Annotated in this window: 13 protein-coding genes; 1 reads left to right on the top strand and 12 read right to left on the bottom strand. The window is 40.9% G+C overall.

Annotated features, from left to right (window positions below; genetic code table 11):
- Window positions 1–280: 280 nt before the first annotated feature.
- From D9X91_RS12675 to D9X91_RS12650, 6 genes are all read right to left on the bottom strand, one after another.
- Complete coding sequence (locus D9X91_RS12675) at window positions 281–1,027, bottom strand: SagB/ThcOx family dehydrogenase (RefSeq protein WP_121681002.1); 747 nt, start codon at window positions 1,025–1,027, stop codon at window positions 281–283.
- Between the two features lie 24 nt (window positions 1,028–1,051).
- Window positions 1,052–2,338 (bottom strand): YcaO-like family protein, encoded by a 1,287-nt coding sequence (locus tag D9X91_RS12670; protein WP_121681001.1) that lies wholly within the window; start codon window positions 2,336–2,338, stop codon window positions 1,052–1,054.
- Window positions 2,331–3,320 (bottom strand): TOMM precursor leader peptide-binding protein, encoded by a 990-nt coding sequence (locus tag D9X91_RS12665; protein WP_158598310.1) that lies wholly within the window; start codon window positions 3,318–3,320, stop codon window positions 2,331–2,333. The genes D9X91_RS12670 and D9X91_RS12665 overlap by 8 nt, the downstream gene beginning before the upstream one ends.
- Before the next feature lie 2 nt (window positions 3,321–3,322).
- A complete protein-coding gene (locus D9X91_RS12660) occupies window positions 3,323–3,571 on the bottom strand; it encodes an acyl carrier protein (protein ID WP_121680999.1) in 249 nt (82 codons plus the stop codon).
- Window positions 3,572–3,665: 94 nt separating this feature from the next.
- Complete coding sequence (locus D9X91_RS12655) at window positions 3,666–4,442, bottom strand: ABC transporter permease (RefSeq protein ID WP_121680998.1); 777 nt, start codon at window positions 4,440–4,442, stop codon at window positions 3,666–3,668.
- 15 nt (window positions 4,443–4,457) lie between these two features.
- A complete protein-coding gene (locus D9X91_RS12650; RefSeq protein ID WP_158598309.1) occupies window positions 4,458–5,372 on the bottom strand; it encodes an ABC transporter ATP-binding protein in 915 nt (304 codons plus the stop codon).
- Window positions 5,373–5,827: 455 nt separating this feature from the next.
- Between D9X91_RS12650 and D9X91_RS12645 the strand changes: the two genes are divergently transcribed.
- On the top strand, window positions 5,828–6,928 hold the full coding sequence (locus D9X91_RS12645; protein WP_158598308.1) for a ThiF family adenylyltransferase: 1,101 nt from the start codon (window positions 5,828–5,830) through the stop codon (window positions 6,926–6,928).
- Window positions 6,929–7,276: 348 nt separating this feature from the next.
- Here the strand turns inward: D9X91_RS12645 and D9X91_RS12640 are convergent, their stop codons facing one another.
- The 6 genes from D9X91_RS12640 to D9X91_RS12615 form a co-directional block, all read right to left on the bottom strand.
- Window positions 7,277–8,242 (bottom strand): DUF2628 domain-containing protein, encoded by a 966-nt coding sequence (locus D9X91_RS12640; RefSeq protein ID WP_158598307.1) that lies wholly within the window; start codon window positions 8,240–8,242, stop codon window positions 7,277–7,279.
- Between the two features lie 366 nt (window positions 8,243–8,608).
- Window positions 8,609–9,964 carry a purine-cytosine permease family protein gene (locus D9X91_RS12635; protein WP_121680995.1) on the bottom strand — a complete coding sequence of 452 codons (1,356 nt, stop codon included), beginning with the start codon at window positions 9,962–9,964 and terminating at the stop codon, window positions 8,609–8,611.
- Between the two features lie 79 nt (window positions 9,965–10,043).
- The gene (locus D9X91_RS12630; RefSeq protein ID WP_121680994.1) at window positions 10,044–10,376 is read right to left on the bottom strand and encodes a cupin domain-containing protein; all 333 of its coding nucleotides are present in this window, start codon (window positions 10,374–10,376) and stop codon (window positions 10,044–10,046) included.
- Between the two features lies 1 nt (window position 10,377).
- Window positions 10,378–12,123: a hydantoinase B/oxoprolinase family protein gene (locus tag D9X91_RS12625; protein ID WP_121680993.1), complete on the bottom strand. Its 1,746-nt coding sequence runs from the start codon at window positions 12,121–12,123 to the stop codon at window positions 10,378–10,380.
- Between the two features lie 3 nt (window positions 12,124–12,126).
- The gene (locus D9X91_RS12620) at window positions 12,127–14,172 is read right to left on the bottom strand and encodes a hydantoinase/oxoprolinase family protein (protein ID WP_121680992.1); all 2,046 of its coding nucleotides are present in this window, start codon (window positions 14,170–14,172) and stop codon (window positions 12,127–12,129) included.
- Between the two features lie 107 nt (window positions 14,173–14,279).
- The gene (locus D9X91_RS12615; protein ID WP_121680991.1) at window positions 14,280–14,822 is read right to left on the bottom strand and encodes a helix-turn-helix domain-containing protein; all 543 of its coding nucleotides are present in this window, start codon (window positions 14,820–14,822) and stop codon (window positions 14,280–14,282) included.
- Window positions 14,823–15,063: the final 241 nt, after the last annotated feature.

Raw genomic sequence — 15,063 nt, 5'->3', positions numbered from 1 at the left:
TTGCATTCTGCTCACCTCCTTTTCCTATTAAACTGTATTTATTTTATTTCTTTACCATTGTTGAACAGCACAGCTTGATGCCTGCTTTTTGAATTCTCTTTTGAGTCTTCACTTCTTTAATTCTCAATTGCATGCTGCCACCTCCTTTTCAACCCATATATTATTTCTGGATTTTTGTTGTACAGCAAACATAAACACCGGCTTGTTGTGTCTTCACTTGTGGCTTTACTTCTTTAATTTCCAATTTCATTTTGATCACCTCCTTTAATGATCCAATCTGTCATCCTTGCCTACCGACAGCCATGACAAGAATGGAACTTTCCTTATGTCCATCCAACCCCAATGCCCGATTCAATTCATCATCATAGAATCCCCCGATTGCACAACACCCTATTTCTAAGGCAGTAGACAGCAAATATACATTCTGGCAGATCTGTCCTACATCGAACAAACAATACCGATATCCCCTCTCTCCATATTTCTGAGTCATTCCATCGAAATAAGAGCCGATGCAAATCAAGAAAGAATAATTTCCCATCTCTTGTTCATTGATTAAAAATGAATCATTCACTGGGTTATGATGAATGACATCCAACTTGTGTTGAACACCATCATAATGGTACACACCTGGTTTCATGCCCTCTACATTCTTCACGAGAATATACACTTCCGAGCTATACCTGCCGCCAGCAGAAGCATATGACCTTGAGTGCAAGCTTCCAATTCGGTTTTTTACACCATGTGAGTAGTACAGAAGTGTGGAAAGAGCACTCAAACCAACAGGTTCGCCGCTGAATTTTCTTACACTTCTTCGTTGCAGCATACTATCCAGCAAGGAAATATCACTACATTCTTCCGGAAAATCCAAATTCAATTGTTCAGCAAAACGGTAGTCTTTCTGGGGTGGAACGATGGAGAATTCGCTCAATCCTCTGTATTGATCCGCACCCGTTATTTTACTGTTTTGATGGTACCACTGGTGCAAATCAGCTTGTTTTTTCACAAGTTTGCTATTAGTAAGCTTCAAATCTATTCACCTCTCTTATCTCGATTAAGAAAATGGATGGATCTCGAGATTAAGATCTTCTACTTTCCTGATCCCGTACTTAGCAGCCAAATCCCAAAGCCGTCGACTTTGCAAATAAGGTTGCCCTATGTAGAGGGATTGCAGTTCCGGTGCAATGGCGCGTGTAACGGATAAGCCCGCTTCCCTGATGTCTGCCGTGGTCAAGTCGACTATAGCCACATCAATCTGCGCCTTATTGAATTCCCGCCGGATCATTTCCACGGCTTCATGGCCGGTCAAGTGCCCAAACTCATTTACTGCAAGATCGATTTCCTCTGATTCCAAATAAAAATTCAATAACTCTGTCCGTTCCCCATCTGCATAATAAAAAGCATGTGATCCTAAATAATCGGGATTGAATTCAGGCCTTCTATCCCGGTCATCCCTTAAACCCGAAATAACACCCGCCAACTCTTCAAGTGCCCCCTTGATTGCCTTTTCCGCATTCAAAGACGTCTTCGCAGCCACGGCTACACGCGGCCATTTTGTTTCAGATATTGCGGTTGCAAGATAGGTCGGTACATTCAGGTTTGTCGTCAATTCGTTAATGACGATTCGATAGCCATGCTCTTGATAAACCTTTAAAAGCTTGTGAATCGACTTGCCCCTTAGACTCGTGTACTTGATCCTCGGAGCAGGGAGCCTCAGCAACCATGTCAGGAAAAATGCGTCACGTTCAATCAATTCACAAAGGGAGGCATACACCGCCTGCCAGTATGAAGATCCACAGGCAAGCCCATTTGATGTGTAATCCCTGATTGGATGGGAATGCTCATTCTGCACCAAAAAAACTAAATCGGCAGGGACCCAAATGGACCGCTTGTCAACCAAGGATTTTCCTCTGACCCATGGGATGACAGTATCTTCATTCACATTTTCAAACACAAATCCTTCCCTTTGATACTGACTATCCGAGAATCTAGCAATCCTTTCTGGACTGATCGCCTCTGAGGTTATATTCCGATAACTACTCACAACCATGTCGTGGTTCTTATAAAAAGTGGAGCAATACCTTTCAATAACTTCACCTACGGCTGCCATCTTTGCTGGCAGCAGCTCCTCTTTAAATCCAAAGCCTTCAGAAACAGCAGGAGAAATTTCACGGCCATTTCGATCGATAAGGGGATTTCTATAGGCTCTTACTCGGTAAATCTGCGGCAGATCATGATAATTCGGAAGCAGTTCCAATTCACTAATAATCCCCAGTTTGCCATCAACAAGCCTCTGCATCTTCCCCATCTCCGATTGTTCCCTCATCTCTAATTCAATCAACTAGAAAGTCCCCTTTCATTGCCAGGTCAAAGGAATTTTCCATAATATATTTAGGTTCCTTATCCGTACTGCTGACGCAGGAAGTACAGTATGGCACCTTCCATACAGGAGATAAGGTACACTCCAGGGACATTACATTTAATGAATATTCCGCTCCGACAATTTGACAAGGCAGACCAGTAAAGAATTTCAAGATTTCCAATGATCCGTAGCCGCCAATCAACTGTCCTGCTCCCCCATAAGAATTGGCGATGGGATCCACCCTGGATTTCACCGAATCGTTAAATAATCTGACTGCATATTCCGGATTCTTCCTGTTGCTTAAAAAACGTTGTTTATAGCACTTATAGCACGCAGTAGCATCCGGTATAAAGATCGGCCCAACCCCGATTTCCTCATTGAAGACAGAAATTTTCATCCAAGGCGTCCCACTTTCTTTGAATCTTTCTTCCGCTTCTATGAATAACTGCCCATTTAACCCCGAATCCATGATGACTGCCAAGTGATAGGTTCCTGTAATGGAAGTGATGTCGTCGAACTCTTGGATATTCTTAACTCCAATTTTTTTCAATCCTTCGATCAAATCATATTTCCATTGAGGGCATTTTTCGACAATGGCTATTTTCACTTCCTGAAGGGATTTCACCTGACGTAGGTCGAGGTATCTTGATAAAAATATTTCATGTCCGTTTAATGACATTTCCAGATCTTCGAATGCACAATCTGCTTCTTGATTCCATAGCATCCCCTGATCTTTCAGATAATAAATGATTTCTTCTACTAATTCAGGTGCCTTTCCAGCCGCCTCGGCTGCTTGTTCCATCGTATTTATGCCATTAATATGAGGGAGCAGGTCGACCAAATCCACAACAGAAGCACCCTCTATTTCCCATATTTGCTCAGCGTGCCCATACACAATCAGCTTGTCATCGTTTCCGTCTTTATAAATTTTCAAATATGGCTTAAGCATCGGTCTCCACACGTTCATTCCTCCAATCCGGATTTAACCATCTGGATTAAATCCAAAACCGTCTTGACCTCGTAGATGGCATCATCGGATAAAATGACATCGAATGAAGTTTCCACTTCATTGGCCAAGTCCAGCATATCCAAAGAATCCAGGGCAAGATCATTCTTTAACTCATGCTCAATCTTTACTTTTAAATCAGCTGCAATCCTAGATTGAAGCATTTCCATCACTTCTTCTGCTACGAAATCAACTTCTACTTTCATATGAATCTCCTTTTATTGTTAATTTTTCTTTCTCCTGTGTTTCTTGGTTCTTTTCTAAGCTGGTCTCATAGCTAATTAAACCGCTGACTCTTTTCTAATAATGGGACAAAGAGGCTCTCTTTTTGGCAGATCGGACAGAAAACCTCAATACAATGATTCCTGCCGCAAACCAAACCAGACTATTTATAAAACTTCCTGAGATGATAAAGACATGATTGCTCACTTCCCCCTGCACCATCGCATCTCTCAGCCATCCACTGGATGCTGCATAAGGAACGATCATGGATAACCACTGGAATGGTTCTTTAAAATCTGAAAAAGGAATCATGACCAAGAAGAGCAGGACAAATTGAAACAAATCTAAAAACTGTGAAATACGTTTATATATAATTGCCACACTGGTGATCAGGTATCCGATGCCGATAGAAGTCAAATAGGTGGTGATCAATGGTGGGACAATAAAGATGTTCAGTTCAAGATGCTGCCCTGTGAGGAGCATAATCACTTCCAAGATGATGAACATCGATATGATTTGATAAACGAACGCAACAACCGCCCTGATCATCAATATCGTTTCCGGACCGACAGGGGTTAAAAACAGCTGTTCCAATGTCCCATGCTCCGCCTCTCTGACAATACCTAGACCCATTAAGTAAATCGGCCCCATCAGAAGAATATATTGTGCAAAACTGACAATCGTATAGGATAAATTCTTCCCATGAATGTGCTGCCCGCTGATGTAACTGGCTCCTAAAAAGATTCCGAAAAAAATGATGATCAATACAATCATTGAACTAATCCATTCCAGGGGATACCTCTTCATTTCAATCCATTCTTTACGAAATTCGGATAAAAAAGTCGTGTAGATCAAATTGATCCCTCCTTTTTATTGAACTGATATCATTTCTTTAAATACCTCTGTCAAGCTTCCTTCCGCAAGTGAAATATTCACAAGAGGATTCGGCGCCAAAAGGTGAATGACTTCGTAGATTTCCGCCTTTTGACTGAAGTCCATTGTGAATGACAGACTGTCCACGAAGACAGCTCCTTTATCAATCAACTGTTCTTCAATCGTAAGGGGAAGCGGATTCGCAAGCTTGAAGCTATACTCATTCCTAGAATACTTCTGAAGGATCTCATCGGTATCCCCCTCCAGCACCAATGAGCCTTGACGGATGATGCCGACGCGGTCCGCCAGCTCCTGTGCAATGTCCAGTTGATGGGTCGTCAATAGAATACTGACACCTGTATCGGCAATACGTTTAATTAATTCCTTTATCTTCTCAGAAGCTTCGAAATCAAGCCCTAATGTCGGCTCATCCAACAACAGCAGCTTAGGTCGATGAATCATCGCGGCACAGACGGCAACCTTTTGCTGCATTCCACGGCTTAACCGCTGAACAGTCACATTCATTTTGTCCCCCAGGTCAAAAAGTGTTAACAGCTCTTTTCCATAAGCCATTGCATCCTTTTTCTTCATTCCTTTCAACCCTGCGAAGTAGCATAGATTCTCCAGAGGTGTCATCCTCCAATACAGATTCCTGCTCCCCTCCAGGACCGCCCCGATTTGGCTGAGCTGCTTCTTATGATTCGAAATATTAAGTCCATCGATCAATATTTCCCCTTCATCCGGTCGCACGAGCCCTGCAATCATTTTGATTGTAGTGGTCTTGCCGGCCCCATTTGGACCAAGGAATGCATAAATCTCACCTGGGACAATTGACAAGTTGACCGATTTCACCGCATAAAACATTTCCTGTTTTTTTCTAAAATGCTTTCCAATATTCATTACTTGAAGCAACTCCATGCCCCCCTTTATAAACAACTTTCACTAATAACACTCAATATTGAATTCCAAACGTGAAATGATTCGTGAAAAACAGGAGTAAATACCCTTTATCTATTAACAGTCTATAATACCTATAAAAAGCACGAATTCGCCGAATAGTCTGATTTCGACTCCTTGAACGCTATATATATCTAAATAATTCCATGGAATGCCCAATGAAAATAAAAATAGTTATATTCTTAAAAAATTAGATGACCAATAAAATGTAGACAGCCATCCTATAGATGGATGGCTGCGGTTAGAGCAGATGATGGACTATGCATATTGTATGAGAAAAACGATGATGAAAATAACAGCCTTTCGCAGTTCCCTATGGTCACAACTTTTACTCATATCCTTTAAACTTGGACTCTGGTATGATTGAATTGTAATATTTTGTATATTAATGAAGATAGGGGATGGGGATTGTGATTATAAGATTTAAGCCATATGTCAAGGTTTTACTGAACGAGTCAAATAAAGAAGTAATCTTGTCAAGGCCGATGAAAGATGGAGACCATGGGGATAAATATGAATTGAGTGATATGGGATTAGAAATGATAAGATATTTAGTTCAAGGGATTTCCAGGCAAAAATTAATTGAGAACTTAAAACTAGAATCTCAAGATGAAAAAACTGAATTCGAAGAGATATTAGAATTATTGACGAGTATGAAATATATAGGTTATGAAGAAGAGAATGCAAATGAAAAATATAAAGACATAGAACAAATCTATGGAAGATTGATACCTCTTTGGGGGGAGATAGAAACAAAAGATATGAACAGATATGATATTCAGAAAAGCATCATGAGTAAAAAAGTCGGGATTATTGGATGCGGAACTATTGGAATGGGGATTATTTCAAAACTAGTGACTGTGGGAATAGGTAATTTTGTATTAGTAGATAATGATGTCGTTTCACGGACTAACTTAACAAGACAATGTTCTTTTACTTTGAAAGACATTGGGAAGAGTAAAGTTGAAGTAGCCAAAAAATTCATCCAGGAACGATTAGAAAATAACAAAATAGATATATACAATAAAAAAATCACTAGTGTTGAAGACCTAAATGTAATGGATGATGTAGATATCATTGTAGTTGCAAGTGATGAACAACAAGTGGATACTATTATACAAAAATATAGCATCCATACAGGAATTGCAGTTTCATACTCCGGTGGTTACACAGGGAATACAGGTAAAATATTTCCTGTGATCATTCCTAATATCAACCACCAATATGATTGTATTATCGATTATCTACAAAGGGTAGAAGGTAAATCAACTGAAGGATACAGAGAAATAAACAATGGGTTTAAAGTAAGTTCAAATAGCAGTATTAGTGAATTTATATCCAGTATCGCTTCTTTTGAAATTATTAAATTCCTTACTGGAACTACCTCTCCGTACTTAATGGACAAAGTTCTATTTTTCAATTTTTCGAATTATGGGATTGAAGAAATTACTATAGACAATGCTCATTGCTCGTGCATTAGAAATGGAAGTCTACCTTTATTACAGTCCTAATCTAAAAATCTAGTCGAATTATTCAGAATATTGTTGACATTAATTGTAATAAAAGGTAATATTTTCTTGTGATGAAAAAATCATTAAAAAGGAGTGAAAGAAATGAAGAAAAAGGAAGAAGTAAGACTAATTTTTTGTGACTATGGCAACCCAGCAGGATTCAGGTAATAAAATTACTTAGAACAAATGAGAAGCTGTCATCCAAAAGGCATTATAATGACCTTTCGGAAGACAGCTTTTACTTTTTAAAAGAATATATAAATAATAGATTTATGTTAATCGATAATTGTGTAAAATGTCGCACACAAAGTAGTTGAATGTATTCCCCACTATTAAGTAGTTTACTTCTTAAAACACCTCATCAAGAAACTGATTCACATCCTGATCCGAGGTGAATTCCTTTCCGTTCACGATAATCTTTTGTATGGTGAATTCATTATCATCATTAAAGATGAAGTCTACAGTTACATCAAAATCTTGACCATTATGAGTGCTCGTCCCTGTGAAACGCACAACATCGTAGGGCGAATCCTTTGAGACATATTCCCAATCGGCATCGGTAAAGTAATCCTCGAATCCTTGCTCGATCGTTACGTTTGGATAATTGTAAAAGGAACCATTCTTAACCGAGTCGATGTAGTCAAGGTTGGTCGGAAATAGGAGTGAACTTAAAATACTATATATAACTAAGATAATTGCTGTAAAGCCGACTCCCAGCCAGCTTGTCCCGCCTTGCTTTTTAATCCGTCTCTCAAACTCTTCAGGGCGATATTGGGCCGCCAGCAGTTTACTAGCCTTTTTATCGATATAACGTTTATATAAAGTGTTTCCGGACCAGCCAAGTGCAATGGAAACTGCAATGGAAATACCACGATCAACGGGATCGCTGAAAGCTGATTGGTATTGGTAATTAAATAAATATAATAAAAAGTCTGAAGCCAGAAAAATACCAGTGATGATTAATAACATCTTATACTGTTTGCGGTAGCCGAGCCAAAACACACTTAAGAAGAAAGCAGCAGCATTGAAGGTGTTTTTTTTAGGCTTATTCCATTTCGCATCATAATAAGAATAGTTTTTCCCAACAAGCTTTCTTGTAATCTCTTCTTTCTTCGTCCCTTCGTCTGGTGCAGCGCTGACATCGGAAACACCTGCTGCATGCTGCTTACTGCGATCCAATAAATCATTGTCAGGAGCCGAAACGTCACCTTCTAAACCTCCAATTGGCTTTTCCGGATTCGCAAGCTTTGCACCGCATGCAAAGCAAAACTTCGAATTCTCTTCATTTTTCTTCCCACAATTTGAACAATACACCATAATCCCCCTAAAATTTTTATAGGATAATTTTATCATTTTTCCTTTTTGGGGGATATGACAAGTGGCTATTTATGCCCCTAAATATATACACGGCCAGAATTCATGAATTAGTTTTCTAAATAACTTTTACAGTATAATCCTGAGGATCCGGCAACTCATCATCTGCAAATGTTGTACCCGGATTATAGACTCCTATTATTAATTTTATTATCAGTGGTAAGATAGCAAGGAAACCCTGCTCCTTTGTTGCGCATGATGTTACCTCTCTGTACTGCCTAATATCGGAATCTGCCTACTCTGTGGAACTGTATCACTAGAAGAAAAATGCAGCATGAGGCTCTCTCATGCTGCATTATCATTTTATCAAATCATTTCGGCCTTACTCTTATGAACATCACGTCCATGATCTTTCATACACTCAGTGAAATGGTCTGGAGCCAGCTTTGCCTTGATTTTCATTGCGGCATAATAAACAAATCCGGATGCAAGGAGAGATTGAACAGCTGGCAGTCCAAAAGGATGGACATATTGGGTAAGGTAGCCTAATAACGTTCCTGCCACTAATGACATAGTCGCCATCCAGTTCCAACCTTTATGATCTTCCCATTCCTGCTTTCGGATGAAGAAGAAATCTGTGAACATCACACCCGCAATAGCGGGATAAATAAGTGCTGTCATATAGAGGAAATCCATGAAGTGATCCAATATGCCGGCAAGTGCAATCACAATGGAGATGATTGTGCCTGCCAATGTTAAGAGTGCCCGCCCTTTATTAGAATTAACATTGCACATATTGGCCAGTGCAAGACCCATACTGTAGTTGTTCACCAGTTGACTGGTCCATGTTGCAAACCAGAGAATGAAGAACCCCCAAATCGGAAAACCAAGGTTCAGCATAACATTGACAATGTCAGCATCCCCTACCCCGACAGACATAATGGCACCCACATAGAATAGTGGGAAACCCACAGCCACAATCCCCAATGGAATCAGTACGTTATCTTTCACCTTTGGTTGTGCATACCGTGTGTAATCCGGTGCGATTACCCATTGTGATACATTGACACCTATTATTAAACTAACAGCTGCCAAGAAAGTCATTGTCGGCTCAGGGTGCCAAGTTGAAATTTTGTCCCAGCCCGTGTTTTTCAATGCATAGAAGATCCCGCCAATAATTAAGATAAGTCCTGCTGGAACCGCAATATAGTCTGTCCATTTCATCGAAGCATAGCCAATAATGGATGGGAGTGCGAACAATAATCCAGCAGCGATTGTGATAATGGCCCAAGTCATCCATTCCGTTTTATAATCCACTCCAAACATAGCCGAGATCGCATTACCGGCTACTGCAGTTTGCAGTGCCCACCACCCCATCGATACTAAAAAAATGGTCAACCCTACTATAAATTTTGCTTGATTCGCTCCAAAGCTTGATCTTGCAATCACTGAGGAAGAACGGCCCGTTTTAGCGCCGATATATCCTGAAACCGTATTTCCAAGCCATTGAAAAACAATCAATGAAACGATCAGTACCCAAAAGATCCGAGACATTCCAAAGCTCGCTGTCAAAGTTGCCCCTACCATTAACACCGGAATAGTAAACTCCAATCCGCCGAAAATCATGGCCGGCGTCATCCAGTGCTGTCTTTCATTTCGCGGGACAGCAGATAAAGCCTGATCTTTTCCAAAAACAGAATCATTGTTTGATTTGGACTCCAATCATTTTCCCCTCCTAAAAAATCTTAATTTTCAGTTATTTATTATCAAGAGAAAAACCTTGTTTCCAAGGCTTTCCCTATTAACCGACCAACATCCAGATGACTTCACAATCTTCTTTTCCATCGTTATAGGCGATATGTTCTTCTCCAGCACGGATAAAAGTTGCATCACCACTGGAAACCCGGTATGTTTTTCCACCACATTCGGTTAAAATGCTCCCTTTTACAATGATGGAATATTCATTCTGTATGTGATTGGAAACCCCTTGGAGGGGAACCCTTTTGCCAGGGGGAATTGTAACGGTTCCCATCGAAACCGCCATGCCTTCCCTTATTTTTTCTTCGAAGACTGTACGTAAAGGAACTGGCGATTCTTGGCTGGGATTGATTTGATTGATCGTTAAAACGTCCATTTTATGCCCCCATATTCTCTCTGTCTTTTGTTATGCCTTTCACCGTGTAGTTTTCAGGGTTCACAATTACACCAAAGACTTCCTCTGCTTGTTTAATAGAAATGTAGCCATTTTTCACATCTTGGGAAACTCGTTCAGGTTTTCGTTTATATGGATTTCCATACCCTCCACCAGAAGCGGTCACTAGCTTCACAACATCCCCTTTGTTCAAAGGATAACGTGGATAAATGGCATGAGGGCCGTCCTCTTCCCCGTTCGCTTTGATGACAAAAAATTTGTTCCCTGATCCTTCATGGCCGCCGTTGAATCCCCACGGTAAAAATTTATTTCTTCCAAACGTCACAGACGCCATCTGATTATCAGTCAAGGCTCGATAAGATCGCACAACGCCTGAACCGCCAATGTACTTACCAGCCCCGGCCCCATCCGTATTCAAACTGTATTCGTCAATCATAACTCCATAACGGGTTTCAGCTACTTCAATCGGCACATTGTATGTTTCTCCATCACCTATACAAAATTGCCCCTTCTCTCCGTCCTGCCCCTCAGATGCACCCCAACCGCCAACGGAAGGTTCAACAATCAGAAAAGGCTCTTTCGTATCTTGATGAAGACCTGATAACACGACCGCACAAACGGATAATAAATGTCCCGCTGATAAACGTTCAGGTATCACCGGCGCGAGTGCTTTCCAGATTAAATCAGCTCCTGCAAGCATACTTTCCCAATAAATCGATACTGGTGCCGGACGTTCTGCAGAAAGGACAGATTTTTCATCTGTGATCACTTCCAAAGTTCTGAACACACCATCATTCACATCCTGCGAAGGGTTTGTCACCGCTAGAAAAATGGTTCTGACCGCTGAAACGAGCGCTGTGTAGGAACAGTTGATGGGTCCAGGCACTTGAGGATGACTCCCTCGGAAGTCGGCAATGAATTTGTCATCTCCTATCGTAACTTTTACTTTGATTTCAAATGGGCCGTTTCCAAAACCGTCATCATCAATGAAATCCGATGCTGTATACGTTCCATTCGGGAGCTTTTTCAATTCCCTGCGTGCCATTTTCTCCCCATGATTCAACAGGTGCTCAATGGATTTCTTAACGACGTCCTTCCCATGCTTGCTGCATAATTCCATCACTCTTTTCTCGCCTGTTTTCAATGAGGCCACTTGTGCCCACATATCCCCCAGTGAAAGTTCTGGAAAACGGACATTGGATCTGATAATATCGACAACCGCCTCATTGACGTTCCCCTCATTGAATAGTTTCAGGCATGGAAATTGAAGTCCCTCCTGGAAAATTTCTGTCGCATCATTACTGAATGAACCTGGGTCCTTCCCGCCAACCTCTGTCCAATGCGCTTTATTAGCTGAAAACGCGATAAGCTCCCCTTCGTGAAAAATCGGCATGACCAACCCTACGTCCGACAGATGCGATCCGCCTCCGCCATAAGGATCATTGATAATGATAATGTCACCCGGCTTCAAATCTTCAGCCCCAAATTTCTTAAGAGTTTCTTTCACCATAAACGAAAGCATCCCGATGAACCCAGTTACACCATTCCCTTGGGTCAACAATTGCCCTTTTGAATCCATCAACCCGCTTGCATAATCCAATACTTCATAAATGATCGGGCTCATGGATGTTCTGGCAAGAGCTATGAACATCTCATCCCCTATGGCAATCAATGAATCTTTCACAATTTCCAACGTAAATGGATCAATCTTTGTTTTAAGCTGTTCCATCTCTTATTCCACCCCTGTATCAATTAGTAAATTTCCATATTCGTCTACAGTTAATGTCTGATCGGGATAAATGACAGTCGATGCGGATGGTTCTTCGATGATGGCCGGCCCTTCTAGTTGAACGCCAGGAGGCAGTAAGCTTCGCTTGTAAATCTTAGTAGTTAACCAGCCCTCATTTTCGTAGTATACTAGACGAGCTTCTTTAATCGCTTCTTCAATCGATCCAGTCAGTCCAACAAGCTTTTTCAATTCAGGCTTTTTCACCTGTCCGAATGATGTTAAATGCAGGTTGACAATTTCTACAGGGGTTTCCTCTAATTTAAATGTGAAATTCTTCTCATGAAGTTGATGGAATCGTTCAGTGATTTCAGTAATGCTCTCTTCTGTCCATTCCCCGTTCGGTACAGGAACCTTGACAGCATGTTCCTGACCCAGATACCTCATGTCCGCAAAACGGGTAAACAAAACCTTGCCTTCTTCAAGTCCTTCGTTGTCAAACTGTTCATATGCGTTTGTCTCAAGTGTCCGCCATTCATTATTTAATTCAGCAATGTCAACATTCATCAGCCTCTTGATAAAAGTTTGAATATAATCATGTCTTAAATCTGTCATCAACATTCCCCAGGCCGAGAAGACAGACGAGGCAACAGGAACAATGACCTTCTTCACTCCCAGATCCTTTGCCAAAGCTAATGCATGCATGGAGCCTCCCCCGCCGAAAGCAACCAATACAAAATCTCTTGGATTATGTCCTTTACGAACAGATATTAACTTTAGAGCATTGAGCATATTGGAATTGGCAATTCGAATGATTCCAAGTGCCCCTTCTTCAACCGTTAAGTCATACTGATCGGAAACCTTTTTCTTGATGGCATCCTTCACCAGATCCAAATTTACATTGTAGTCAAAGTTATCCGGGGACAACCTGCCTGTGATTAAATTAGCATCGGTCGTCGTCGGCTCTGTCCCTCCTAATCCATATGCCACAGGTCCCGGAAGTGCACCTGCAGATTGCGGACCAACCTTCAATGACCCGGCTTCATCAATCCAAGCGATGGAGCCGCCGCCATTCCCGATCTCCACAATATCAACTACAGGGACTTTAATGGGATAACCGGCATTGCGTTCATCTTTCTCAATAAAGTAGTCGGTCGAGACCTTCACTTCTCCATTATTGATGAGCGAGCATTTAGCGGTAGTCCCCCCAATATCAAAGGCGATGATATTCTCTTCACCCAGTAATTCCCCAAGAACCGCCGCTCCATAAATACCGGCAACCGGACCGGATTCCACCATATTAATCGGGGTTTCCTTTGCACTATCGAAGGTCGTCGTACCACCATTGGATTGCATGATATAGTTGTGGCTGTATGCTTTTCCTTCTGACAATTTCGACTGAAGGCGGTTTACATAAGAAGCAGCAATCGGTTTAACATATGAATTTAGGACAGTCGTATTTGTCCGCTCATATTCCCTCCACTCCTTTGTAACCTCATGCGAAGCAGTCACGGCAATTTCGGGCCAAAGCTCTTTAATCAATTCCACTGTTTCAATTTCGTGACGCGGATTTATGTAAGAATGCAAGTATGAAACAGCTATGGCTTCAACCTTTTCCTTTTTAAAGATGGATACAACCTCTTTCACTTGTTCCATATTCAACTCGGTCAGAACTTCCCCTTTGTAATTTAGCCGTTCCTCAACTTCATGCCTCAAGTAACGTTCAACAAATGGAACGGGCTTTTGATAACGAACATTAAATAAATCAGGGCGATTTCCTCGAGCTATTTCAAGAACATCCCGAAAACCTTTGGTCGTGATCAACCCTGTTTTCACACCTTTTCTTTCTGTCAATGCATTGATGATGACTGTCGTGCCATGAATGAATGTTTGAATGGCACTTGGATCGATTCCACTTTTTTCAATTACATCCATGACACCTTGCTCGAATCGAGGAGGTGTCGTATGACTTTTCGCTACACCAATTTCTCCATTGCCATCCACATAAACCAAATCAGTAAAAGTACCGCCAATATCAGTTGCTACTCGCATTCTCATCCACCTTTCAACTCTTTTGTTTAGGCTGTTTTCATACAGATTGTATTTTAGTTGTTAAAACAACAAAGTTTGAGAAAAGAGCCTTTGTTTATTACACCCAATCAAAAAATGACTGGCGTTAGCACACACAATAAAACTGTTTCTTCAGCGAATGGGTTTTCAATATTATGCTGGCAGCTGGACGGAAAATGAATGGAATCCCCCTGCCTCATAAAATAATCCGTTCCATCGATGTTAAAGACAGCCCCACCTTTCAGTACATAATAAAACTCTTCCCCTGGATGGCTATAATCTTGAGTCTGTTTTTGATTTGGTGAAAGCGTGACAAGCAGCGGCTCGATGCTCCTCGACATAAAATCTCCGCTCAATCGTGTATAGGTAAACTCTGACCGTTCTATCTTAAACGGCTTATGCTCACTTGCCTTTACCATGTAATTTGGATTGCTTTCACTTTCAAAAAACTCGGTGATTTTTACACCCAAGGCATCCGCAATTTTCTTCAATGAAGTGATTGCCAGCGATGAAGTCCCTCTTTCTACTTGAGAAAGAAAACTAACAGACAGCTCTGTCTTCTCGCTTAGTTGTTTCAACGTAAGTCCATTCTTTAACCGTAAATCTTTTATCATTCCATAAATTTCATCCATACTGAACTCCTTTACATTCTTACAGCATTAATTTTCATATACCTGTAATAAAGTTAAGTGATACTGTAATTAATTAAAATAATATCACAAAACTTTTTGAATTAAAAGAATATTTAAATTTTAATTCCTTTATGATGTTGTCCAATAGCCCCTCCAGTTAACTCATCTATTTGAAGTTGAGCAAATAAAAAAGCCCACCACCGTTTTGGTGATGAGCACGCTGCATAAGTCATCAAAGTAT

The organism is Falsibacillus albus, from assembly GCF_003668575.1.
Taxonomy (GTDB): Bacteria; Bacillota; Bacilli; order Bacillales; family DSM-25281; genus Falsibacillus; species Falsibacillus albus.
This window is presented reverse-complemented; position numbering and strand designations above follow the sequence as displayed.

Excerpts from the sequence above, each read along its gene's own strand:
- D9X91_RS12630 (WP_121680994.1), bottom strand. The coding sequence starts at position 10,376 with ATGGACGTTTTAACGATCAATCAAATCAATCCCAGCCAAGAATCGCCA.
- D9X91_RS12615 (WP_121680991.1), bottom strand. The coding sequence starts at position 14,822 with ATGGATGAAATTTATGGAATGATAAAAGATTTACGGTTAAAGAATGGA.
- D9X91_RS12620 (WP_121680992.1), bottom strand. The coding sequence starts at position 14,172 with ATGCGAGTAGCAACTGATATTGGCGGTACTTTTACTGATTTGGTTTAT.
- D9X91_RS12625 (WP_121680993.1), bottom strand. The coding sequence starts at position 12,123 with ATGGAACAGCTTAAAACAAAGATTGATCCATTTACGTTGGAAATTGTG.
- D9X91_RS12660 (WP_121680999.1), bottom strand. The coding sequence starts at position 3,571 with ATGAAAGTAGAAGTTGATTTCGTAGCAGAAGAAGTGATGGAAATGCTT.